At 74.0% G+C, this 22529-nt stretch carries 21 protein-coding genes, 1 tRNA gene and 1 other RNA gene; 12 read left to right on the top strand and 11 right to left on the bottom strand.

What is annotated here, in order from left to right:
• Window position 1 precedes the first annotated feature (1 nt).
• Both EYB28_RS18480 and recR read right to left on the bottom strand, forming a co-directional pair.
• Window positions 2-571: a DUF5063 domain-containing protein gene (locus EYB28_RS18480; RefSeq protein WP_166850990.1), complete on the bottom strand. Its 570-nt coding sequence runs from the start codon at window positions 569-571 to the stop codon at window positions 2-4.
• 72 nt (window positions 572-643) lie between these two features.
• Window positions 644-1243, bottom strand: a complete 600-nt coding sequence (gene recR, locus EYB28_RS18485) for a recombination mediator RecR (protein ID WP_166850993.1) — start codon at window positions 1241-1243, stop codon at window positions 644-646.
• Between the two features lie 135 nt (window positions 1244-1378).
• Here recR and EYB28_RS18490 point away from each other — a divergent pair, with 135 nt between their 5' ends.
• The 5 genes from EYB28_RS18490 to EYB28_RS18510 all read left to right on the top strand — a co-directional run bounded on the left by EYB28_RS18490 (window position 1379) and on the right by EYB28_RS18510 (window position 8594).
• Entirely contained in the window at window positions 1379-2410 is a 1032-nt protein-coding gene (locus tag EYB28_RS18490; RefSeq protein ID WP_166850996.1) for an ABC transporter ATP-binding protein, read from the top strand.
• Complete coding sequence (locus EYB28_RS18495; RefSeq protein ID WP_166850999.1) at window positions 2407-3240, top strand: ABC transporter permease; 834 nt, start codon at window positions 2407-2409, stop codon at window positions 3238-3240. Before EYB28_RS18490 ends, EYB28_RS18495 begins: the two co-directional genes overlap by 4 nt.
• Window positions 3241-3265: 25 nt before the next feature.
• The gene (locus EYB28_RS18500; protein WP_205710960.1) at window positions 3266-4510 is read left to right on the top strand and encodes a sensor histidine kinase; all 1245 of its coding nucleotides are present in this window, start codon (window positions 3266-3268) and stop codon (window positions 4508-4510) included.
• The gene (locus EYB28_RS18505) at window positions 4507-5112 is read left to right on the top strand and encodes a DNA-binding response regulator (RefSeq protein WP_166851001.1); all 606 of its coding nucleotides are present in this window, start codon (window positions 4507-4509) and stop codon (window positions 5110-5112) included. Before EYB28_RS18500 ends, EYB28_RS18505 begins: the two co-directional genes overlap by 4 nt.
• Window positions 5113-5246: 134 nt before the next feature.
• The gene (locus EYB28_RS18510; RefSeq protein WP_166851004.1) at window positions 5247-8594 is read left to right on the top strand and encodes a family 16 glycoside hydrolase; all 3348 of its coding nucleotides are present in this window, start codon (window positions 5247-5249) and stop codon (window positions 8592-8594) included.
• A gap of 196 nt (window positions 8595-8790) precedes the next feature.
• Here the strand turns inward: EYB28_RS18510 and EYB28_RS20175 are convergent, their stop codons facing one another.
• The 4 genes from EYB28_RS20175 to EYB28_RS18525 are packed head-to-tail and all read right to left on the bottom strand — an operon-like array spanning window position 8791 to window position 13084.
• Complete coding sequence (locus tag EYB28_RS20175) at window positions 8791-9195, bottom strand: VOC family protein (RefSeq protein WP_205710961.1); 405 nt, start codon at window positions 9193-9195, stop codon at window positions 8791-8793.
• Entirely contained in the window at window positions 9192-9629 is a 438-nt protein-coding gene (locus EYB28_RS20180) for an NUDIX domain-containing protein (protein ID WP_205710962.1), read from the bottom strand. Before EYB28_RS20180 ends, EYB28_RS20175 begins: the two co-directional genes overlap by 4 nt.
• Complete coding sequence (locus tag EYB28_RS18520) at window positions 9626-12208, bottom strand: DNA polymerase III subunit gamma and tau (protein WP_166851011.1); 2583 nt, start codon at window positions 12206-12208, stop codon at window positions 9626-9628. The genes EYB28_RS20180 and EYB28_RS18520 overlap by 4 nt, the downstream gene beginning before the upstream one ends.
• Window positions 12209-12268: 60 nt before the next feature.
• A complete protein-coding gene (locus EYB28_RS18525; RefSeq protein ID WP_240930648.1) occupies window positions 12269-13084 on the bottom strand; it encodes a DUF4396 domain-containing protein in 816 nt (271 codons plus the stop codon).
• 103 nt (window positions 13085-13187) lie between these two features.
• Between EYB28_RS18525 and EYB28_RS18530 the strand changes: the two genes are divergently transcribed.
• Genes EYB28_RS18530 through EYB28_RS18540 form a run of 3 tightly spaced genes read left to right on the top strand, consistent with a single transcriptional unit; the run spans window position 13188 to window position 15348 of the window.
• The gene (locus tag EYB28_RS18530) at window positions 13188-13805 is read left to right on the top strand and encodes a TetR/AcrR family transcriptional regulator (protein WP_166851013.1); all 618 of its coding nucleotides are present in this window, start codon (window positions 13188-13190) and stop codon (window positions 13803-13805) included.
• A complete protein-coding gene (locus EYB28_RS18535; RefSeq protein ID WP_166851016.1) occupies window positions 13802-14563 on the top strand; it encodes an ABC transporter ATP-binding protein in 762 nt (253 codons plus the stop codon). The genes EYB28_RS18530 and EYB28_RS18535 overlap by 4 nt, the downstream gene beginning before the upstream one ends.
• Window positions 14560-15348 (top strand): hypothetical protein, encoded by a 789-nt coding sequence (locus EYB28_RS18540; protein ID WP_166851019.1) that lies wholly within the window; start codon window positions 14560-14562, stop codon window positions 15346-15348. The genes EYB28_RS18535 and EYB28_RS18540 overlap by 4 nt, the downstream gene beginning before the upstream one ends.
• Window positions 15349-15355: 7 nt before the next feature.
• On the opposite strand, the gene EYB28_RS18545 is transcribed toward EYB28_RS18540, so the two are convergent.
• The 4 genes from EYB28_RS18545 to ffs form a co-directional block, all read right to left on the bottom strand.
• Complete coding sequence (locus tag EYB28_RS18545) at window positions 15356-16018, bottom strand: methionine ABC transporter permease (protein WP_166851022.1); 663 nt, start codon at window positions 16016-16018, stop codon at window positions 15356-15358.
• Entirely contained in the window at window positions 16018-17217 is a 1200-nt protein-coding gene (locus EYB28_RS18550) for a methionine ABC transporter ATP-binding protein (protein ID WP_304599257.1), read from the bottom strand. Before EYB28_RS18550 ends, EYB28_RS18545 begins: the two co-directional genes overlap by 1 nt.
• 87 nt (window positions 17218-17304) lie before the next feature.
• Complete coding sequence (locus EYB28_RS18555; RefSeq protein ID WP_166851025.1) at window positions 17305-18210, bottom strand: MetQ/NlpA family ABC transporter substrate-binding protein; 906 nt, start codon at window positions 18208-18210, stop codon at window positions 17305-17307.
• Window positions 18211-18600: 390 nt separating this feature from the next.
• Window positions 18601-18697, bottom strand: an RNA gene (ffs, locus tag EYB28_RS18560) — signal recognition particle sRNA small type.
• 158 nt (window positions 18698-18855) lie between these two features.
• On the opposite strand from ffs, the gene EYB28_RS18565 reads away from it, so the two are divergent.
• The 4 genes from EYB28_RS18565 (at window position 18856) to EYB28_RS18580 (ending at window position 21053) form a co-directional block, all read left to right on the top strand.
• Window positions 18856-18940 (top strand) — tRNA-Ser (locus EYB28_RS18565).
• A 204-nt stretch (window positions 18941-19144) separates the two neighbouring features.
• Window positions 19145-19918, top strand: a complete 774-nt coding sequence (locus EYB28_RS18570) for a class I SAM-dependent methyltransferase (protein WP_166851028.1) — start codon at window positions 19145-19147, stop codon at window positions 19916-19918.
• A gap of 138 nt (window positions 19919-20056) precedes the next feature.
• A complete protein-coding gene (locus EYB28_RS18575; RefSeq protein ID WP_166851031.1) occupies window positions 20057-20353 on the top strand; it encodes a type II toxin-antitoxin system VapB family antitoxin in 297 nt (98 codons plus the stop codon).
• A gap of 55 nt (window positions 20354-20408) precedes the next feature.
• A complete protein-coding gene (locus EYB28_RS18580; protein WP_166851034.1) occupies window positions 20409-21053 on the top strand; it encodes a LytR C-terminal domain-containing protein in 645 nt (214 codons plus the stop codon).
• 2 nt (window positions 21054-21055) lie between these two features.
• On the opposite strand, the gene EYB28_RS18585 is transcribed toward EYB28_RS18580, so the two are convergent.
• Window positions 21056-22420, bottom strand: a complete 1365-nt coding sequence (locus EYB28_RS18585; protein ID WP_166851038.1) for a uracil-xanthine permease family protein — start codon at window positions 22418-22420, stop codon at window positions 21056-21058.
• Window positions 22421-22529: the final 109 nt, after the last annotated feature.

The following is a 22529-nucleotide window of genomic DNA, read 5'->3' on the forward strand; positions in this document are numbered from 1 at the left end:
GTCAGGAGTGCAGCGCGTCGTACTCCGCCTCGGCGGCGACGTCGTCCGCGACGTCGAGCCGCAGGTGTGCGAGGACGCCCTGCAGCACGCGCAGGGCGGACGCCGCCCGCTCGCCCCACACCGACAGGTAGCTGAACTGCCACCACCAGAGGCCCTCGAGCTCGTGGCCGTCGTCGTAGTGCTGCAGCCCCTTGGCGATCTCCTCGGCGACGCACGCGAGGTCGCCGGAGAGGGTCGCGGGCGCGACGTCGGCGCTGAGAGCCGGGTCGGACACCTCGACGTAGTCGTCGAAGCCGTCGAACATCTTCGCGAGCGCGTCGCGCAGCGGGTCGACGTCGGTCTCGGGCCCGGCGTCGGGCTCGAACCGCTCGGCCGGCACGACGTCGACGATGGCGGCCAGCCGCGCGCCCACGGCGAGCAGGTCGGACGTGGCGAGGATCAGCAGGGACAGCTCGGCGCCCGGAGCCGCGCCGGAGGCGACCTGCGTCGTCGTCGACAGGAAGGTGCGCGCCTGTGCCGACATCTGCTCTGCCACGTCGCGGAACTCCGAGCCCGGCTCGATCTCCCCCACGGTCCTCCTCGCTCCCTGCGCCGTGATCCCCGGCGCGCTCGGTGTCCGGTCGTCCGCCCGACGGCGGCATGGTCAGCCGCCGACGACCCGCCGACCCTCGAACGCACGGCCGAGCGTGACCTCGTCCGCGTACTCCAAGTCTCCCCCGACGGGCAGGCCCGACGCGAGGCGGGAGACGGTCACGCCCATCGGGGCGATGAGGCGCGACAGGTAGGTGGCGGTGGCCTCGCCCTCGACGTTCGGGTCGGTGGCGATGATGACCTCGGTGACGGCGCCGTCGGCCAGGCGGGACATGAGCTGGCTGATGCGCAGGTCGTCGGGGCCGACGTTCTCGATCGGGTTGATGGCCCCGCCGAGCACGTGGTAGCGGCCGCGGAACTCGCGCGTGCGCTCGATCGCGACGACGTCCTTGGGCTCCTCGACCACGCAGAGGACCTCGTCGCTGCGGCGCGGGTCGGCGCACACGCGGCAGGTGGCCGACTCGGCGACGTTCCCGCACGTCTCGCAGAACTGCACGCGCGCCTTGACCTCGGTGAGCGCGTCGGCCAGACGCCGCACGTCGGCGGCGTCGGCCGCGAGCAGGTGGAACGCGATCCGCTGCGCGCTCTTGGGCCCGACGCCGGGAAGACGGCCGAGCTCGTCGATCAGGTCCTGGACTGCGCCCTCGTACACAAGGGATCAGCCTACGTGCCGGCACCGACGCCCGACGCGCCCATGACATCCGTCACGGCCCCGCGGTGCGTCCCTCACGCGAACCGGTGATCGGCGGCACTACCTGCGGCGACGCCCGCTCGCCAGGCTGGAGCCATGACACCAGAACCGACTGACAGGCCGTACGCCGGACCGGTCGTCTCCGTCCGGGAGGCGCGACGCCGCTACGGCGCGTTCGAGGCCGTGCGCGGCGTCGACCTCGAGGTGGGGCGCGGCGAGCTCGTCGCCCTGCTCGGCACGAACGGCGCCGGCAAGACGTCCCTGGTCGAGCTGGTCGAGGGCCTCGCCCCGGCCGACGGGGGCCAGGTCCGCGTGCTCGGCCGGGACCCCTACCGCGAGCGCCGCGCCGTCGTCCCGCACGTCGGGGTGATGCTGCAGAACGCGGGCTTCTCCGCCGACCTCACCGTGGCAGAGACGGCCCGCATGTGGGCGGGCACGCTGACCCGGCCGCGGCCGGCGGGCGAGGTGCTCGACGCCGTCGGGCTCTCGCACCGCGCCCAGGTGCGCGTCGTGAGCCTGTCGGGCGGCGAGCGACGCCGCCTCGACCTCGCCCTGGCGGTCCTGGGCCGGCCCGACCTGCTCGTCCTCGACGAGCCGACCACCGGCCTGGACCCGGAGAGCCGGCAGGCCACCTGGCGCCTGGTGCGCGGCCTCCTGGACGACGGCGTGACCGTGCTGCTGACCACCCACTACCTGGCGGAGGCGGAGGAGCTCGCCGACCGGATCGCCATCATGGACGCGGGCCGGGTGGTGCGCTCCGGCACGGTCGCGGACGTCGTCGCTGCCGAGCCCGCGCGGATCGAGTTCGTGCCCCACGACGCGGGCGGCGCACCGCTCGTGCTCACCCCGGACGACCTGCCGGTGCTGGCGGGCGTCCCGAGCACGGGACATGCCCCGGACCGCGGTCCGACGGCGGAGCGCGGCCGGGTCCGGCTGCGCACCGAGCGCCTGCAGGAGGACCTGACCACGGTGCTGCTCTGGGCGCGCGAACGTGGGCTGCGACTGCACGAGCTGGAGGCCCGCCCGGCGTCGCTGGAGCAGGCGTTCCTGGCGCTCGCCGAGGCCGGCGGTGCGCCGGACCACCAGACCGGTCGGACCACGCACGTCACCGAAGGGACGGCAGCATGAGCACCTCCACCACCACCCCCGCGCGCCGCTCCCCCGCCGTCGCGGGCGGACGCCGCATCGCCGCACTCGCCCGCGCCGAGACGACCCTGCTGGTGCGCAACCGCACGGCGCTCATGAACGCGATCCTCCTGCCGCTGGCGTTCGTCGGGGCGTTCGCCATGGTCGCCGACCCGGGCGGCGCGGGCGCCGACGAGGCCACCACCGCCACGGCCGTCCTGGCCATGCTCGTGGTGATGGGGCTGCTGTTCGTCGTGTACTACAACCTCACCACCGCGTACGTCGCCCGGCGGGAGGACCGGGTGCTGCAGCGGCTGCTCACCGGGGAGTGCACGCGTGGCGAGATCCTGCTCGCCCCCGCCGTCCCCGCGGCCGCTGTCGTCGTCGCGCAGGTCCTCGTCGGCCTCGCGGCCGTGACCGCGCTCCTCGACCCGCCGGGGCTGGTCAACCCGCTGCTGGTGGTCGTGGGCCTGCTGGGCGGCCTCGCCGTGATCGGCCTGTTCGCCGTCGCGACGTCGGGCCTGTCGCGGACGGTCGAGTCGGTGCAGCTCACCACCCTGCCCCTGGTGGTCGTGATGCTCCCGTTCGCGGGCATGTTCACGGCGCCGGGGGCGAACGACGGCGTCTTCGGCCAGATCGCGCGGTTCACGCCGCTGCGCCCCGTCGTCGAGCTGTGCTGGCTCGGTCTCGCGGGCACCGACGCGAGCGGCCGCACGCTGACCCTCGCCGAGACGTTCCCCGCCGCCGCGGTGCCGGTGGCCGTGCTCGCCGCGTGGGCCGTCGTCGGCGTCCTCGCCGCCCGGCGGTGGATGCGCTGGGAGCCGCGCCGGTGACGCCCAGACGTGGCAGGGTGGCGCCGTGACGACACCGACCCCGACGTCGAGCGTCGCCGTCGGCGTGCGCCGTCTCGACGCCTATACGCGGTCCAGCCTCTACCTCCTTCCGGTGTTCGAGCCGCTCGCGGCGCTGGTCCCGGTCACCAGCGCCCGCTCGTGGCCCGCCTCGGACGTGTGGCTCGTTGTGGCGGCGATGGCCGTCCTGGCCCATACCGGGTCGTGTCTCGCGGTCGTGCACCTCGGGATCGGCGGCTCGTTGCGTCGTTCGACGGCGACGCGCCGGGCCGCGGTCGCGCTCGGCGTGACGACAGCGGCCGTACTGGTCCTGGGGCTGACGATCCTGCCGCCGTACGACCCCGACAGCCCGGCCGACAGCCTCTTCGCGATCGACCCCAGGACGTTCTGGATCGCCTGGGCGGCCGCGTTCACCTTGGGCGCCCTCGCGTCACGGTTCACCGTCCGGTGGCTCGGTGCCGGGGTCGTCGTCACGGGCGCGCTGATCCTCGCGGTCCGGCTGCCGGCCGACCCGCCCCCGGTGGCGGGCTCCGTCGTCGTCGCGGTGCTGGCGTGCTGCGTCCCCGCGTTCTGGGCCGGGACGATGCGCCTGTCCGTATGGAGCCTGGAGGTGATCCGCGAGCTCGACGCCGCCCGCCAGGTGAGCGCCCGGCTCGCCGTCGCCGAGGAGCGGCTGCGCATCTCCCGGGACATGCACGACGTCGTGGGGCGCGCGCTGTCCGCGGTCGCCGTCAAGAGCGAGCTCGCGGCGGCCCTGGCGAGGCGGGGCGACCCGCGCGCCGCCGACGAGATGGACTCGGTCCGGGCGCTGGCCCAGGAGTCGCAGCGCGAGGTGCGGGGCGTCGTCGCCGGCTACCGCGCCGCCGACCTGGCGACCGAGCTGGCCGGCGCGCGCTCGGTGCTGCGCGCCGCGGGCATCAGGGCGCGCGTGGTGGGCGACGTACCGCCGCTGTCGGTCTCCCAGGCCGAGGCCCTCGCGTGGGTGGTGCGGGAGTCGGTGACCAACGTGGTGCGCCACTCGGAGGCGGGCGAGTGCGTGCTGCGCCTGGACGTCGAGGACGGCACCGCCGTCCTGCGGGTGACGAACGACGGCGTCGGTGACGCCGTCGTCACGACCTCCGGCGGCAACGGCCTGGCCGGCCTGCGGGAGCGCCTCGCCGCCGTCGGCGGCACCCTGGACGTCGACCGGGCCGACGGCCGGTTCACGCTCACCGCCCGCCTGCCCGGGCCCGACAGGAGGGATGACGCATGATCCGGCTGGTGCTCGCCGACGACGAGACCCTCATCCGCGACGCGGTCGCCGCACTGCTGGCGCTCGAGGACGACCTGGACGTCGTCGCGGTCGCGGGGGACGGCCCGGCGGCCGTCGACGCCGTCGTGCGCCACCGCCCGGACGTCGCCGTGCTCGACCTGCAGATGCCCGGGGCGGACGGGATCGCCGTCGCCGAGGAGGTGGGGCGGCGCGAGCCCGGGTGCCGGGTCGTCATCGTGACGGGCCACGGCCGTCCGGGGCACCTGAAGAAGGCCCTGTCCGCGGGGGTGCGCGGTTTCCTGCCCAAGACGGCGCCGGCGACCGTGCTGGCGGACGCCGTCCGCCAGGTCGCGGCCGGCGGGCGCTACGTCGACCCCGAGCTCGCCGCGGACGCCATCGCGGCCGGGGACTCCCCGCTGACGGCCCGCGAGGCCGACGTGCTGGAGCTCGCCGCCGACGGCGCCCCCGTGGACGAGATCGCCGAGCGCGCCGCGCTCGCCCCCGGCACGGTGCGCAACTACCTGTCGTCCGCCGTCGCGAAGCTCGGCGTGACGAACCGGCACGAGGCGGCGCGCGTGGCCCGCGGCCAGGGCTGGCTCTGACCGTTCTCCAGGCACCCGGCTGAGTCCACCCACGACCGAGTTATCGTGAAATTCCTTCAACTTTTGATTGACGTTCGTCAAAACCCTCCTTAGGCTCACGTCACGTCGAGGACGACGCACTTCGAGGAGGAAGCATGCAGCCACGACGGTCCCCCGCCCGGCGACGAGCAGCCGGGCTCACCACGACGGCCGTGCTCGGTGCACTGGCCGCGCTGGGCCCCCTCCCGGCGGCGGGTGCCACCGGGCTCCCCACCGCCACCGCCGAGGACCTTCCCCCACAGGAGCCCGGCGTCACGCTGCGGACGTACGACCTGCGGCAGGGCATCGACAGCCTCTGCACGCTCAAGGACGGGCAGACACCGAACGTCGACAAGCTCATGCCCACCGTCGACTGGACGACGGCGGGCGAGTTCGGGCTCGAGGACAACTTCCTCACCCACGCCCTCGGCAACCTCCAGGTGCCCGCCGACGGCGAGTACACCTTCCGGCTCACCAGCGACGACGGCTCCCGGCTCTCGATCGACGACCAGGTGGTCGTCGACAACGACGGGCTGCACGGCGAGGAGTCGGTGGACGGCACCGTCACCCTCACCGCGGGGTACCACGAGCTCCTCGTCGAGTTCTTCGAGGCCGGCGGCGGCCAGGTGCTGCGCCTCGAGTGGCGGCCGCCGGGCGCCGACTCCTTCACCGTCGTGCCGAACGACGTGCTGAGCACCGAGGCCGGCGTCGTCCGTGTCACCGCCCCCGGCACCAAGTACTGCGAAGGCGCCGAGGACACCGCCGGCGACGGCCTCCCGCTCGACGCCGTGCACCCGGCCTACGACCTCACCGACCTGCGGCCCGAGGGCTTCGAGCCGATGGTCTCGGGCATGGACTGGACCGCCGACGGCGACCTCGTCGTCGCGACGTCCGGGGACGTGAGCCCCGCCGGATGGGAGGACGACCCCCGGACCGGCGAGCTCTTCGTGCTCGACGAGGTCACGGGCGAGACCAGCGCCGACCAGGTCACCGCGACCCCCGTCGCCGACGGCCTGTTCAACCCCATGGGCGTGGACGTCGTCGGCGACTCGATCTTCGTCTCCGAGCGCGACGGCCTCACCGAGCTGACCGACCCCGACGGCGACGGCTTCTACGACACGCGCGAGACCTTCGCCCGGTGGCCGTTCGGCGGCAACTTCCACGAGTTCGCGTTCGGCCTGCAGCACGACGAGGACTTCTTCTACGTCAACCTCTCCGTCGCCATCAACAACGGCGGCGCGACGACCGACCCGCAGCCGGCGGAGAACCGCGGCACCAGCATCAAGGTCGACCGGGACACGGGCGAGGTCACGTACGTCGCCGGCGGGCTGCGCACCCCCAACGGGATGGCGTTCGGGCCCGAGGGCGACCTCTTCGTCACGGACAACCAGGGCGCCTGGCTGCCGGCCTCCAAGCTCGTGCACGTCAAGCAGGACCGGTTCTTCAACCACTACACCAACCCGGACGGGCCGTTCGACGACCAGCCCGTCACCCAGCCCGTCCTGTGGATCCCGCAGAACGAGATCGGCAACTCGCCCAGCGAGCCCGTGCAGCTCACCGAAGGGCCGTTCGCGGGGCAGATGCTCTTCGGCGACGTCACCTACGGCGGCCTGCAGCGCGGCTTCCTGGAGAAGGTCGACGGGGAGTACCAGGGCGCCGTCTTCCGCCACACCGCCGGCCTGGAGGCCGGGGTCAACCGCACCACCATCGGGCCCGACGGCGCGATCTACGTGGGCGGCATCGGCGAGGCCGGCAACTGGAGCGAGCCGAACAAGCTGAAGTACGGCCTGCAGAAGCTCGCCCCGAACGGCGAGGAGTCGTTCGACATCCTCGAGGTGCGCGTCCGCGAGGGCGGCTTCGAGCTCGAGTACAGCCAGCCCCTGTCCGACGAGACCGTGGCGAAGATCGCGGAGGACGCCGGGGCGGCCTACGACGTCGACCAGTGGCGGTACGTGCCCACCCAGCAGTACGGCGGGCCGAAGATCGACGAGGAGGTGCTGCACGTCGCGAGCGCCGCCGTGTCGGAGGACCACACGACCGTCACGCTCGACATCGACGGGCTCAAGCCCGGCCGCGTCGTGCACCTGCGCTCCCCGCGCCCGTTCAGGGACTCAGACGGCCGCGAGCTGTGGAACACCGAGGCCTGGTACACGCTCAACAGCCTGCCGGGCTACGTGGCACCCGCCGACCGCGGATACTACGAGGCCGAGGAGGCCGTGCTGCTCGGCTCCGCGGGCCTCGACAGCGAGCACAACGGGTACTCGGGCTCCGGGTTCGTCGACGGCATCCAGTCCGAGGGCGCCGGGGTCTCCTTCACGGTGACCGCCGACGAGGCCGGTAGCCAGCCCGTCAACCTGCGCTACGCCAACGGGCCGAACCCGTTCGAGGGCGACAAGTCCGTGTCGGTCCGCGTCAACGGCACCGAGGTGGACCCGTGGGTGCTGCCCAGCACCGGGGACTGGAAGACGTGGGACTTCGTCACCCGCGACCTCGACCTGCGGGCCGGCGCCAACACGATCACGCTGCGGTTCGACGAGGGCGACGACGGCAACGTCAACTTCGACGTCCTGTCGCTCGGCGAGGACCCGGACCTGTGCACCGCCACGGAGCCGGACGCGGGCTACACCGCGCTGTTCGACGGCACGCTGGCCAGCTTCGGCGACTGGCGCCTCGCCGGCGCCGGGTCGTTCGGCCGCCAGGACGACTGCGTGCTGCGCAGCGACGGCGGTATGGGGCTGCTCTGGCACACCGACGGGCTGGAGGGCTCCTACAGCCTGAAGCTCGACTGGAAGCTCGTGAAGGACGACAACGGCGGCGTGTTCGTCGGCTTCCCCGACCCGGGGAACGACCCGTGGGTGGCCGTGAACGAGGGCTACGAGATCCAGGTCGACGCCTCCGACGAGGCCGACCGCACCACCGGGGCGATCTACACGTTCCAGGGCGCCGACCCGGACGCGATCGCCGAGGCGCTGAATCCGGTGCCCGAGTGGAACTCCTACGACATCCGTGTCGTGGGCGACACCATCCGGGTCTTCCTCAACGGGGTGCTGGTCAACGACTTCACCAGCACCGACCCGGCGCGGGACCTGTCCCGCGGCTTCCTGGGCGTGCAGAACCACGGCGCGGGAGAGCGGATCTTCTACCGCGACATCCAGGTCGCGCCGATCGGGGACGTCGCTCCCACCCTGCGCGCGCAGCTCGCGCCGCCGAAGGTGAGGTCCGGGAAGGACACCAAGGTGATCACCTGGGTCACCGGCCCCGAGGAGGACGCCCCGGTCGCGACCGGCACCGTCCGCGTCACCCTCGGCGACGAGGTCGTCACGGGGCAGCTGGTCGACGGTCAGGCGAACGTCGACGTGCCGACGTCGGGCCTCGCACCCGGCGAGCACCCCGTGACCGTGGAGTACCTCGGTGACGGGCACTACGGCGAGGGGACGACGACGCAGGAGCTGACGGTGCGCTGACGGGCACCGAGCGCGCCGTCGGACACAGGCAGGCCGGCTCCGCCCCCCAGGGCGGGGCCGGCCTGAGTGTCGACCGGCCGTTCCCGCCCTGATCAGCGCGGCAGTTCCGGATCCGGGCGGCAGTTCGAACTGCCGCTCAGATACTGAGCTGCCGACGCGATCCGGGCCGAATCGGCCGCCCCACCCGCCGGTGGCGTCAGCCGGCGACGAGCTCGACCTCGAACCCGTCGCCGTCCTCCAGGTACCCCGCGTCGTGCTCGGGGCCGCCGGCGTTCGGGTAGCGGTCGGCGAAGAGCGGCCGCCAGCCGTGGGACGGCGCCGCGTCGACGAGCGCGTCGAGCTGCGCGCGCGTGCCGGCGTGCAGCGCGACGTGGTTGAGGCCGGGACGGCGGCGGTCGTGCGTGCCGGCTCTCATCGCCGGGCTCTCCTCGACGACGACGTACGCCGTGCCGAGACGCCACGAGCGCCCGTGCTCCCAGGACTGGAACGGTGCGTAGCCGAGCTCACCGAGCAGCCAGCCCCACGACCGTTCCGCACGGGCGAGGTTCGGAACCCAGAGCTCGAGGTGGTGGACGGTGCCGCGCGGCGCCCCGCCCGTCACGACGTGCCCGTACCGGCCCGTGCCGCCGTGCGGGAGAGCAGCTCGACGGACAGGGGCGCGATCGGGTGGGTGGTCACCGGGCGGGCGGGGTCCACCCAGACGTGCTCGGCGAGCTCGGCCCGGACGGTGGGCTCGAAACCGGCAGGCAGGTCGACGGCGTAGACGTGGGCGTCGACGACGTGGTCCGCCTCGTTGGCGGCGACCGCGGAGAACCGGCCCAGCGGACGGACCGCAGCGGGGTCGACGTCGAGAGCGATCTCCTCCGCGCACTCGCGCACGAGCGCGCCGACGGGGTCCTCGCCCGGCTCGATCTTGCCGCCCACCTGCATGAAGGCGGTGGTGCCGTGCTTGCGGACGAGGAGCGCGCGCCCGTCGTCGCGGACGATCACCGCGGCGACGATGTGCAGCGTGGCGGGGGTCGTTCCGGTGGTCATGGCTGCTCCGCCTGCTCGTCGATGATCGTGCCGCCGAGAACCTTCATCACGAGCGGGACGCCGACGAGGCCGGACGCCGTGATGTCGGGGTCGTCGTCGGAGGCCTCGTCGTAGTCCGCCGCGGGGGAGGCCGGTGCCGCCGCGGGCCTGGCCGCCGGTTCCTGCGTCCGGGCGCGGGATGCGGCGAGCGCCTGCTCGGCCGCCAGCCGGGCCGCCTGCGCCCCCGAGGGTGCCGCGGCGGGCGGACCCGGGTCGGGCGCGGGCTCCGGGGTGGGCTCCGCGACCGGGGCGGACGACTCGTCCGGGGACCACGCCGCCGGCGACGACGCGACGGGGGACGACGGCGGGGCCGTGTCGGGCGCGGCGAGCGCGGCCGCCGCGTCCGGCCGGGCGGGTTCTGGTGCCGCCGCGGCCTCCGGCGGCACCGTGCGGACCGCGGCGGGGGGCGACCCCGCGAGCCATGCGGCATCCGCCTCGTCCGCCGCAGACCGTGCCGGGGCCACCCGCTCGGCGACCGCGACGCCCCCGCGCGGCACCTCGGCCGCGGACACCGTCGCGGCACCCTGCGCACCACCGCGCGGGTCGCGGCCCGTGACGCCGCTGCGTGGCTGTGCTTCTCCGGGCGGCGGGACGTCGGGCCACTCGGGTCGGTCGGGTTCCTCGGGAGCATCGTCACCCGGGTCGGGCCGGGCCGGAGCATCGTCAGCCTCCCGGGGGCTCGGGCCGGCGTCGAGCTCGACGATCTCGATCCGTACCGCGATGCCGAGCGCCTGGTAGACGGCGTCCGAGATGGTCTCCGGGCGCCCTTGACGCGCCAGCGCGACGACGGCCGGCGCGAACCCGAGGCGCAGCACGTCGCCCTCGAGGGTCAGCACCCGGGCGTTCTCGCCCAGGAACGTGGCGGCTCGCGGACTCGGGATCGCGGTGAGGACCTCGCGCCAGCGCCTCCGCACCACCTCGGAGGTGACGGCGCTCTCGGGAGCCGACGGCGCAGGATCGGGTGCGGTGGACGGCGCCTCGTCGACCGGCTCCGGTTCCGCCTGGTCGACCGGCTCGACCTCGACCGGCTCCGGTTCCGGCACGCGCTCCGGCTCACCGGACGGCGCTTCGTCGAACGGTTCGAGCTCGGGCGGCTCCTGATCGACCGGCGGCACCTCATCGGTCCGGTCCGCCTCGGCGGGTCCCGGTGCAGCAGGCGACGGTTCGACAGCCGGCTCCGGTGCTGCGGCCGGCTCCGGTTCTGCGGCCGGGCGCCGGCTCGCCTGCAGGGCGGCCCGGACGGCGGCGGCACCGCTCACCCCTACGGCCGCGCCCGTCGTCGCGGGTTCGGAGACGGTCCCCGCCGCCGGCTCCGGCGCCGAGGAACGGTCGTCGACGGACGCGGACGCGACGGGCGCACCACCCGCGGCGATGGCGCCGCGCTCCAGGCGGTCGATCCGCGCGGCGAGGCCCACCGTGCCGTCGTCGGCGCCCGGGAGCAGCAGGCGCGCGCAGAGCAGCTCGAGGTGCAGCCGCGGCGACGTGGCGCCGGTCATCTCCGTCAAGGCTGTGTTGACGAGGTCGGCGGCGCGCGAGAGCTCGGCCATCCCCAGCCGGGACGCCTGGGCGCGCATGCGCTCGAGCTGGTCCGGCGGCAGGCCTCGCAGCACCGCGTCGGCGGCGTCGCCGGACACCGCGATGACGATGAGGTCGCGCAGCCGTTCGAGCAGGTCCTCCACGAACCGCCGCGGCTCGTGGCCCGTGGCGACGATCTGGTCCACGACGCGGAAGATCGACGCGCCGTCGCGCGCGGCGAGCGCGTCCACGACGTCGTCGAGCAGCGTCGCGTGGGTGAAGCCCAGCAGGCCCACGGCCGTGTCGTACTCCACCGTGCCCTCGGTGGCCCCCGCGATGAGCTGGTCCAGCACCGACAGGGAGTCGCGCACGGAGCCGCCGCCCGCACGCGTGACCAGCGGCACCACGCCGCCACCCAGCCGGATGCCCTCGGCCTCGCAGAGCTGCTCCAGGTAGGGCCCGAGGACGTCCGGCGGCACGAGGCGGAACGGGTAGTGGTGGGTGCGCGAGCGGATGGTGCCGATGACCTTGTCCGGCTCGGTGGTCGCGAAGACGAACTTGATGTGCGGCGGGGGCTCCTCGACGATCTTGAGCAGCGCGTTGAACCCCTGCGGCGTCACCATGTGCGCCTCGTCGAGGATGAAGATCTTGTACCGGTCGCGCGCCGGGGCGAACGTGGCCCGCTCCCGCAGGTCGCGCGCGTCGTCGACGCCGTTGTGGCTGGCCGCGTCGATCTCCACGACGTCGAGCGACCCGGGGCCGCCGCGCGCCAGCTCGACGCACGAGGCGCACTCGCCGCACGGCACGGCGAGCGGGCTCTCGGGGGTGTTGCGCGCGCAGTTGAGGGTGCGCGCCAGGATGCGCGCCGACGTCGTCTTGCCGCAGCCGCGCGGGCCGGAGAACAGGTAGGCGTGATTGACGCGCCCGCTGCGCAGCGCCTGCATCAGCGGTGCGGTGACGTGCTCCTGGCCGATGACCTCGGCGAACGTCTCGGGCCGGTAGCGGCGGTACAGAGCGGTGGTCACCGGAGCAACTCTAGACGCCGGGGCCGACAGCCACGAGGCCGGTGCGCACGGGGCGCGACCTCACATCCGTTCCTTGATCCCCGCGCGCAGCAGGTACCAGTTGACCGGGTAGCTCGTGGCGAAGCCGACCAGCATGGCGACCTGCATCGCCGCCCAGAACACCGGCGTGCTCACGGCCGCGCGGCCGCCGAGGACGGCGGGCAGCACGGCCAGCTGCACCGCCGCCATCGTGCCGTACATGCCGACCTGCCAGGCCGTGATCGACAGCGCGTCCGCCTTGACGGCCTCCCGCAGCCCGGCGCGGACGCCCAGCCCGCGCATGGGCGCGATCGCGAAGAACTGGAACGCGACGCCGATGGCGAACGCGGCCACGTAGTCGAGCACCCACGTGCCGAAGATCCGGTCGGCGAACAGCCAGTCGTACCCGCCCAGGACCAGCAGACCCGGCAGCGCGAGCACCGTCCACTCCACGACCAGGTCGCCGAGGGTGCACCCCGCGCCGCAGTGGTTCGTCCCGAGGAACACCGACACCGCCGTGGGACGGCGCGGCCGGTCGCCGCCGTCCGCGCCGCGCGGCGACGCTCTCCCCCACCGCAGGTACGCCGCGACCCACAGCACCGAGCCGAACAGGGCCGTCACCGGCCACACCACGTTCATGACCCCCATGGGCTGGGGCCGCCGCGCCACGTCCACCGCGAGCAGGACGGCGCACACCACGCCCAGGGCGAGGGTGGCCGTGCTCACCGCGACGAGCGTGGTCGGCAGCTCGGCCGTGCTCAGCTCCGTGGCCCGGGCGGCCACGGCGGTGGCCGCGCCCGTCGTCGTACCGATACCGATCGTCGTCACCTCCTCGATGCCGTCGACCCACCGCGGCACGACGCCGCGGTGTCGGGTCGGCCCTCCCAGGGTGGGCGCGCCCCTCGACGCCTGCACGCGCGACGGAAATGTGAGTGACTCACATTTGGGCTATCCTCGAACCATGGCCGCCCTGACGACCCCCCGCGCGCTGCGCACCCGGGCCCGGATCCTCGACGCCGCGCTCGACCTCTTCGAGCACCAGGGCTACGACGCGACGACGGTGACACAGGTCGCGGACGCGGCCGGCGTCACGCAGATGACGTTCTTCCGCCACTTCCCCACCAAGGACGCCGTCCTCGTCTCCGACCCCTACGACCCGCTCATCGCCGAGGCGGTCGGGGCCCAGCCACGCGGCCTGCCGCCGTTCGAGCGGGTGCGGCGCGGGATGCTGGCCGCGCTCGCCACGATCGGCCCGGTCGAGGACGCCACCGCGCGGCGCCGCGTCGCCCTCGTCGCCCGGCTCCAGCGGGACGCCCCCGCCCTGCGCGGCGCCGTCGTGGCCGCGACCGGCGCGACGGAGGACGCGATCGCGGACCGTCTCGCCGCCGACGGCACACCCCCGCTCGACGCGCGGGTCGCCGCGGCCGCCTGCCTCGGCGCGGCCACCGCGGCCCTGCTCGCGCTGCCCGACGACGGGCGCCCGCTCGCCGACGCCGTCACCCACGCCCTCCGGCTGCTCGGGCCGCCCGACGACGCGACGACGACGGGCACGACGGCCGCGGGACGGGAGCGGTCGTGAGCGCGCCGGCCACGGAGCCCCGCACCGCCGTCCGGCTCACCGACCTCCACCACGCGTTCGGCCGCCGTGCCGCGCTGACCGGCCTGTCGCTGACCGCCGACCACGGCGAGGTCGTCGCCGTCGTGGGCCTCAACGGCGCCGGCAAGACGACCGCCCTGCGCGTGCTCGCGGGCCGGCTGCGCCCGGCGTCCGGGTCGGCGCGGGTACTCGGCCAGGACCCCGCCCGCCTGGACGCCGCCGCTGCGCGCCGCTTCGGCCAGCTCGTCGGCTCCCCGCTCGTGGACCTCGCGCTGACCGTGACCGAGAACCTCCGCACCGCCGCCGCGCTGCACGGGGTACCCCGGGGCGACGTCGGGCCCGCCGCCCTCGGGACGCTGGACCGGCTCGGCCTCGCGCCGTGGGCGGCGGTCCGGGCCCGCGCGCTGTCGCTCGGCAACGCGCAACGGCTGGCGATCGCGTGCACCGTCGCGCACGGCCCGGACGTGCTCGTCCTCGACGAGCCGACGTCGGCGCTCGACCCGCAGGGCGTCGTGCTGGTCCGCGAGCTGGTGCGGGAGCGTGCCGACGCCGGCGCGGCCGTCCTGGTCTCCAGCCACCACCTCGACGAGGTCGCCCGCGTGGCCGACCGGGTCGTCGTCGTGCACGGCGGCCGCGTGGTGGGCACGCTCGACCCCGGCGGGGCGGACCTGGAGCGCCGGTTCTTCGCCATGGTCCTCGCCGCCGACGAGTCGGCGGCCGCACCCGGGAGCGCCTCATGACCTCGCTCGCGACGGCGCTCCGCACGGAGGCGCTCGCCTGGCGCCGCTCGACCGTGCAGCGCCTGGCCACCCCGCTGCTCATCCTCCTCGTCCCGATCGCGTCGGTGGGGATGACGGCGCTGGCCCGGTCGGGGGCGGTAGCCGGCACGGGCGCCGCGAAGCTCGCGGACTACGCCACCGGCGACCTCGCGACGACGCACCTGGTCGTCGCCGGACAGGTGCTGTCCGTCGCCGTCCTCATGGCCGGCGGGTTCGGCGTGGCGGCCGCGTTCGGCCAGCCCCTCGCCGACGGCCGCGCCGGCGCCTGGTTCGGGCTGGCGACCCCGCGCGGCACGCTGGCGCTGGCCCGGTGTCTCGTGGTGCTGGGCTGGGTGCTGGCCTGCGCGCTGGCTGCCGTGGCCCTGACCGTCGCGGCGTCCGCGGCCGCCGCGGCGTCGGTGGCGGAGCCGTTCGACCCGACGGCGTGGGCGGCGGCCGGGCGGGCGCTGGCGGCCGGCTCGCTCGGCGCGGGCCTCGCGCTGCCGTTCGCCGTCGTGGCCACCGCCACCCGCAGCCCGCTCGCGACCGTCGGCTCCCTGATCGGCATGGTCGCCACGACGCAGCTCGTCGTCCTGCTCGGCGCCGGCTCGTGGTTCCCCTACGCGGTGCCGTCCCTGTGGACGGGGACGGGCGGCCCGGAGGCCGCGGCCGCGATCGCACCCGGCGCCCTGTGGCTGACGGCGGCTATCGCGCCCGCGGCGTGCGCCGTCGTCGTGCACCAGTGGCGGCGCCTCACGGACGTCTGAGGCGCGCTCAGCGGTGCAGCGCCTTGCGCGCCAGCCGGTTGCCCAGCCACTGCACCACCTGCACGATGACGACGATCACCGCGACCGTCACCAGCACCACCATCCAGTTGTAGCGCTGGTAGCCGTACCGGATGGCGAAGTCACCGAGGCCGCCGGCGCCGATGATGCCGCCGATCGCGGACATGTCGAGCACGGCGATGAACAGGAAGGTATACCCGAGGATCAGCGGCGCCAGAGCCTCGGGCACCAGCACGGTCGTGATGATGCGCCACGGCGAGGCGCCCATGGCGCGGGCGGCCTCGACCACGCCGGGGTCGATGCCGACGAGGTTCTGCTCCACGATGCGCGACGTGCCGAACGCCATCATCACCGACAGCGGGAAGATGAACGCCTCGGTGCCGAGCGTCGTGCCCACCACCTGCAGCGTCACCGGCCCCATCAGGGTCACGAAGATGACGAACGGGATGGGCCGCACGATGTTGACGATCGCGTTGAGGATGCCGAACACGACCCGGTTGGCCAGCAGGTTGCCCGGGCGCGTGCAGTACAGCAGGAGGCCGAGCGCCAGCCCGCTGAGCCCGCCGGCGACCATCGCGATCGCGACCATCTGCAGGGTCTCGCCGAGCGCGCCGACCAGCAGCGGCCACAGGGTGTCCCAGTCGCGGTTCATCAGGCGCCTCCGAAGTTGCGCAGGTTGCCGCGCACGACGTCGTCACGCGCGGCGCCGTACGGGTCGCCGGGCTCGTCGCCGGGCTCGGGCGCGGCCGGCCCGGCGGCGGGACGCCACGCCCGCGGGTCGTCGAGCGGGCGCTCGGCGGTGCCGAGGTCGACGACGTCGGCCCGCTCGCGCAGCGCGGCGAGGAACGCCGCGATGCGCTCGTCGGGCGCGTCGAGCTCGACGGTCAGCGACCCGAAGGGCCGGTCGCCGACCTCGCTGATGCCGCCGTACACGACCGCGCCGTCGACCTCGTGCTCGCGCAGCAGCCGGAACAGGTCCGTGCCGGTGCTCGCGCCCTCGCGGACGCCGACGGTGACCAGTCGGCCGGGGTGCCGCTCGCGCAGACGGGCGAGGGCCTCCGGAGAGGGCCGGTCGTGCAGGGCCGTCCCGACGAACCGCTGCGCGGCGTCCGCCTGCGGCGCGGCGAAGACGTCGTACACGTCGCCGAGCTCGACCACGCGCCCCTGCTCCATCACCGCGACCCGGTCGCAGATCGACCGCACCACGTCCATCTCGTGCGTGATCACGACGATCGTGATCCCCAGCTCGGCGTTCACACGCCGCAGCAGACCGAGCACGTCGCGGGTCGTCTCGGGGTCGAGGGCCGACGTCGCCTCGTCGGCGAGCAGGATGGTGGGCGACGTCGCGAGCGCCCGGGCGATGCCCACGCGCTGCTTCTGCCCGCCGGAGAGCTGCCGCGGGTACGCCTTCGCCTTGTCGGCCAGGCCCACGAAATCGAGCAGCTCGGCCACCCGCGCCGCCCGCTTCTCCCTGGGCCAGCGCGCCACCCTCAGCGGGTAGGCGACGTTCCCCGCCACGGTGCGCGACGTCAGCAGGTTGAACTGCTGGAAGATCATGCCGATCCGCGCACGCACGCCGCGCAACCGCCGCTCCGGCAGCGCGGTGAGGTCCGCGCCCTCCACGAGCACCTGACCCGCCGTCGCCGTCTCGAGCGCGTTGACCAGCCGCACGAGCGTCGACTTGCCGGCGCCGGAGTACCCGATGACGCCGAAGATCTCGCCCGCGCGCACGGTCAGCGAGACGTCGTCGACGGCGCGCACCGCGCCGTCTCCCTCGCCGAAGGCCTTCGACACACCGCGCAGCTCGATCACGGGCGTGCCCGCCCCTGCCCCGACCCTGCTCTCGCTCACCTGGTTCGTCCTCTCGTCGCGCCGCCATCCCGCACAGCGCCGCGGCCGGGGTGCGCGGGCTCGCCCGCCCACCCCGGCCGCAGCGGCTCAGGAGGCGTCGCGGATGTCGTCCTCGAGGCCGGTCAGGATCTCCTGGAGCTCCTGGGGCGAGTTGTCCTTAATGACGGCGGTGTCGCCGGAGGCCTCCTGCTCGGCAGCGACGACATCGTCCGAGTGCGAGATCTCGACGAGCTTCTTCAGGTCCGGGTCGTCGGCGACCTCGGCGCGGGTCACCCACACGTTGATGTAGGGCTTGGCCGCGTCGGAGTCGGGGTCGTCCTGGAACAGCGCGTCGTCGGGGCTGAGCCCGGCGTCGTCGACGAAGTCGTTGTTCACCACCGACGCGTCGACCGACTGGAGCTGGATCGGGGTCTGCTCCGCGGCCACCGGGGTCACGGTCACCTTCGAGCTCGGCAGCACGTCGGCCTCGGTCGAGACGGCGCTGCCGCCGTCCTCGAGCTCGACCAGGCCGGCGTCCTGGAGCACGAGGAGCGCCCGCGCGAGGTTGGTCGGGTCGTTCGGCACCGCGACCTCTCCGCCGTCGGGGATCTGCTCGAGCGAGTCGTGCTCGGTGGAGTAGAGGGCCAGCGGGTACACGGCGGTGGCGCCGATCGGCGTGAGGTCGTCGTCGGCGTCGACGTTGTAGCCCGCGAGAAACTGCAGGTGCTGGAACTGGTTGGCGTCGAGCTCGCCCTGCGACAGGGAGGGGTTGGCCTGGGTGTAGTCCTGCAGGTCGACGAGCTCGATCGTGAGGCCCCCGGCCTCGGCCTGCTCCTGGAAGACGGCCCACTTGTCGTCGGAGGCACCGACGACGCCGATGCGCAGGGTGCCGTCGCTCTCGGCCGAGCCGGAGCCACCGCAGGCGGTGAGGGCGAGCGTCGTGGCGGCGACGGCGGCGGTCACGGCGACCGCACGGGTGGTGCGGGCGGTCCGGGGGGTGGTGCTACGGGACATCGGAGGTCCTTCCGGGCGGGCGCCGGGTGCGGCGCCGGAGAGGGCAGGCAGGGTGAGAGGGTCAGGAAGTGAGGCGGCGGCCACGGCCATCAGCTCGAGCCGGCGAGGAACAGGGTCCCGGGCGGACCGGGGCGACGACGACGTCGTCTGGGCACGATGCCGGTGAGGTCAGTCGAGCTCGCACATTCGACCCGCGGACACCGCGCGACAGCACATCGCGCCGCGACGGCAGGTGCGCGCGGTCGTCGGTGCGGCGGGAGCGGTGCGGGGCATGGCCCCACAGGACCATCCGCGATCGACCTTCGCCAAGCGGGACGCCCGGGAATCTCGCTATGCGAGCCAAAATGCGTCCGCATCGCGAGAAGTGTGGCGTGGGCCACTCTCAGGGACGCAAAGGACCCCTCGCGCACCCACCAGAGCTCACCTACCCTTGCTGCCTTCCGGCCCTGGGGGAGTTCGGCGAGATGATGCCGCACGAGGGGTCTGCCACCAGCCTAACCGAGACCCGCGCCGAGGAGAAAACCCGCGCCGCGCGCGGCGTCCCCGAGCGCGCCCGACCTGCCGATTTCCAGCCACCGGCCACCGTCCGGTAGGCTTCTGGGGCTGCCAGCGCACCGTTCTCGACGACGGGCGCCGGCTGCTCCAGGAGGATTCGCCTAGCGGCCTATGGCGCACGCTTGGAAAGCGTGTTGGGTTCACGCCCTCGGGGGTTCGAATCCCCCATCCTCCGCCGCACGAAGGGGCCCGCACCGGTACGCCGGGGCGGGCCCCTTCGCCGTCCCGGCCCCGATGCCGAACATGGCCCCCCTCGATGCCGAACATGTGGTTGGTCCGGAACTCGGGGTTCCAGATCCGGACCAACCACATGTTCGGCAGCCCGCCGAGGACCGAATTCTGATGGCGGCCCCTGCACCGCCCGGCGACGATGGCGCTCATGGACCGATCGTTCGACGAGCTCGTCGCCGAGGCAGTGGCCGCCCCGATGTCCGGCTGGGACTTCGGCTGGCTCGAGGGCCGCGCCACCGAGGAGCGCCCGTCGTGGGGCTACGCCGGCCTGCTGCACGCACGGCTCGCCACCGTCGACGCCGCCCTCGACCTGCAGACGGGCGGCGGCGAGGTGCTCGCCGCCGCCCCCGAGCTCCCCCGCCTGGCCGTCGCGACCGAGGGATGGCCGCCGAACGTCGCGGCCGCGACCGCGCTCCTGCACCCCCGTGGTGTCGCCGTCGTCGCGCACGACGACTCCGGGCCCGACCCCGCCCCGCTGCCGTTCGCCGACGCCGCGTTCGACCTCGTGACCAGCCGCCACCCCGTGGTGCCGCGGTGGGCCGAGATCGCCCGCGTGCTGCGACCCGGCGGCACCTACCTCGCGCAGCACGTCGGCCCTGCGAGCGTGTTCGAGCTGGTCGAGCACTTCCTCGGGCCGCAGCCCGACGAGGTGCGTCGCGGCCGGCACCCCGACGACGAGGTCGCCGCCGCGCGGGAGGCCGGGCTGGAGCTCGTCGACCTGCGCGCCGAACGGCTCCGGGTCGAGTTCCGTGACGTCGGCGCCGTCGTGTGGTTCCTGCGCAAGGTCGTGTGGTTGGTCCCGGGGTTCACCGTGGACGCCTACCGGCCCGCGCTGCACACCCTCCACGACCTGATCCGCACGGAGGGCCCGTTCGTCGCGCACTCCGCACGACACCTCGTGGAGCTGCGCCGCCCTGCGTGAACCCACCATGCCCTCCCTCGACGCCGACCATGTGGTAGAGCAGGCATTCCGTCCCTGAGTCCCTGATCAACCACATGTTCGGCACCGGTGTGCGGACGGTCCCGACCGTGGACGGCTTCACCCCCTACGATGGCGCGCATGATCTTCAAGGCCGTGGGGGACGGTCGCCCGTACCCCGACCACGGGCACGTGCGTGCCAAGGACTGGGTGGACGTGCCCCCGCGGCAGGTCCGCCTCGACGAGCTCGTGACGACCAAGCGCACGCTCGACCTCGACCACCTGCTCGCCGAGGACTCCACGTTCTTCGGCGACCTGTTCGCCCACGTCGTCGAGTACCAGGGCACGCTCTACCTCGAGGACGGCCTGCACCGCGCCGTGCGCGCCGCGCTGCAGCAGCGCCCGGTGCTGCACGCTCGCGTGCTCACGGTCCGGTGACCGAGACCACGCGCCCGGAACGGCCCGCCCACGTGAACTCAGGTAGTTTCTTCGCGTGACATCACCAGCCCAGGAACCGGCACGCTCGGCTCGCCGACGGCGTGAGCACGAGCGGCAGGCCGTCGTCTTCGGGCTCCTCATCACGGCTCTGCTGGTCGCGGCGGTCGGGGCGCTGGCCGCCTACACCGGCGCGCTCCACACGCCCTTCTCGCGGCCGATCTACACCCCGGCCGCCGCCGCACCGCAGCCCGAGCCCTGCCTGCCGCCCGTCGACGGCCAGCCCGACGGCGCGCTGCCGGTGTCGTACGACAACACCCGGGTGCGGGTCTTCAACGCGTCGGAGACCATCGGCATCGCCAGCGCGAACGCCGAGGTGCTCGCAGAGCGCGGCTTCGACGTCGTCTCGACGGGCAACATGAGCACCACGATGGAGGCGACCCAGCTGCGTTTCGGGGTCAAGGGCATCACACGCGCGTACACCCTGGCCGCGCAGTACCCCGACCTGCGGCTGGTGCTCGACGACCGCACCGGCAACGTCGTCGACATGCTCATCGGCGACCACAACAGCCCGCCCCTGCAGGAGGACCAGGTGCTGCTCACCGCCGACACCCCCATGCAGGACGTCCAGGGCTGCCTCCCGGCCGACGAGATCACCCCGATCCCGCGCGAGAAGCCTCAGACCAGCGCCGAGTACAACTGACGTCAGCCCTCGCGCCCGGCCTCGTCCCCGGCGGGCACGGAGGCCGGCGACGCCGGCTCGTGGGAGGTGCCCCGCCAGCGGGCGATCCCCCGCATGCCGTGGAAGATCACCAGGGCCGACGCCGTCCCCAGGGCGATGCCCTCGAACGCCAGGTCGCCGACCGTCCACGAGTAGTTCGCGATGCCGACGACCAGCGGTACGGCCGCCGTCGTGAGGTTCACCGGGTCGGAGAAGTCCACGCGGTTCTGCACCCAGATGCGCGCGCCGAGGATGCCGATCATCCCGTACAGCATGGTCGTCGCGCCGCCCAGCACGCCCGCCGGGATCGTCGCGATGAGCGCCCCGAACTTCGGTGACATCGACAGCACGAGCGCCGTCGCCGCCGCCACCCAGTACGCGGCCGTCGAGTACACCCGGGTCGCGGCCATGACGCCGATGTTCTCGGCGTACGTCGTGGTGCCGGAGCCGCCGCCCACCCCCGCGAACGTCGTCGCCAGGCCGTCGCTCAGCAGCGCCCGGCCCGTGAGGCGGTCGAGGTTGCGGCCCGTCATCGCCGCCACCGACTTCACGTGCCCGACGTTCTCCGCGATCAGCACGAGGACGACCGGCACGAACAGCCCCAGGACAGACGGCTCGAACGACGGGGTGACGAAGTGCGGGAACCCGACCCACGACGCCTCGCGCACCGACGAGAAGTCCACCTCGCCGCGGATCATCGCCACGACGTAGCCGACGAGCACGCCCACCAGGATCGACAGTCGGCCCAGGATGCCCTTGAACAGGACCGTGACCAGGAGGATCGCCGCCAGCGTGATCGCCGCCGTCACGGGCGCGGCGCGGAACCCGCTGTCGCAGGTCTGGACGATCTGACCGTCGACGACGGACTCCGTGCAGGTCCCCCACGCCGCCGGGGCGAGGTTCAGCCCGATGAGCGCGACGATCGTGCCCGTGACCACCGGCGGCATGACGACGTCGATCCACCGCGCGCCCGCGAAGTGCACCAGCACGCCGACCCCTGCCAGCACCAACCCCGTGGCGAGGATGCCGCCGACGGCGACCGACTCCCCGTGCGACGCCGTCGCCGCGATGATCGGCGCGATGAACGCGAAGCTGGACCCGAGGTAGCTGGGCAGCCGGTTGCGCGTGATCAGCAGGAACAGCGCCGTGCCGATCGCCGAGAAGAACAGCGTCGTGGCGGGCGAGAAGCCGGTGAGCAGCGGCACCAGGAACGTCGAGCCGAACATGGCCACGACGTGCTGCATGCCGATGCCGACCGTGCGCGGCCAGCTCAGCCGCTCCTCGGGCGCGACGACGTCGCCCGGTCCGATGCGGGTGCCGTCTCCGTGCAGGGTCCAGCCGAGGCTCATGGTGCTCCGTCCGTCGGGCCCGGGATGACGGGCCGTGCTCGCCGTCGCCGCTCGCCCGTGAACGTCCGACGCAGATTGCCGCCGCACAGCGTAGCGGCACGCCCCCTCC

Origin of the sequence: Isoptericola sp. BMS4 (assembly GCF_011634835.1) — a bacterium.
Classification (GTDB): domain Bacteria; phylum Actinomycetota; class Actinomycetes; order Actinomycetales; family Cellulomonadaceae; genus Isoptericola.

Coding starts and splice junctions, on each gene's coding strand:
- EYB28_RS18490 (WP_166850996.1), top strand. CDS start 1,379: ATGACACCAGAACCGACTGACAGGCCGTACGCCGGACCGGTCGTCTCC.
- EYB28_RS18495 (WP_166850999.1), top strand. CDS start 2,407: ATGAGCACCTCCACCACCACCCCCGCGCGCCGCTCCCCCGCCGTCGCG.
- EYB28_RS18505 (WP_166851001.1), top strand. CDS start 4,507: ATGATCCGGCTGGTGCTCGCCGACGACGAGACCCTCATCCGCGACGCG.
- EYB28_RS18510 (WP_166851004.1), top strand. CDS start 5,247: ATGCAGCCACGACGGTCCCCCGCCCGGCGACGAGCAGCCGGGCTCACC.
- EYB28_RS20180 (WP_205710962.1), bottom strand. CDS start 9,629: ATGACCACCGGAACGACCCCCGCCACGCTGCACATCGTCGCCGCGGTG.
- EYB28_RS18530 (WP_166851013.1), top strand. CDS start 13,188: ATGGCCGCCCTGACGACCCCCCGCGCGCTGCGCACCCGGGCCCGGATC.
- EYB28_RS18540 (WP_166851019.1), top strand. CDS start 14,560: ATGACCTCGCTCGCGACGGCGCTCCGCACGGAGGCGCTCGCCTGGCGC.
- EYB28_RS18545 (WP_166851022.1), bottom strand. CDS start 16,018: ATGAACCGCGACTGGGACACCCTGTGGCCGCTGCTGGTCGGCGCGCTC.
- EYB28_RS18555 (WP_166851025.1), bottom strand. CDS start 18,210: ATGTCCCGTAGCACCACCCCCCGGACCGCCCGCACCACCCGTGCGGTC.
- EYB28_RS18570 (WP_166851028.1), top strand. CDS start 19,145: ATGGACCGATCGTTCGACGAGCTCGTCGCCGAGGCAGTGGCCGCCCCG.
- EYB28_RS18575 (WP_166851031.1), top strand. CDS start 20,057: ATGATCTTCAAGGCCGTGGGGGACGGTCGCCCGTACCCCGACCACGGG.
- EYB28_RS18585 (WP_166851038.1), bottom strand. CDS start 22,420: ATGAGCCTCGGCTGGACCCTGCACGGAGACGGCACCCGCATCGGACCG.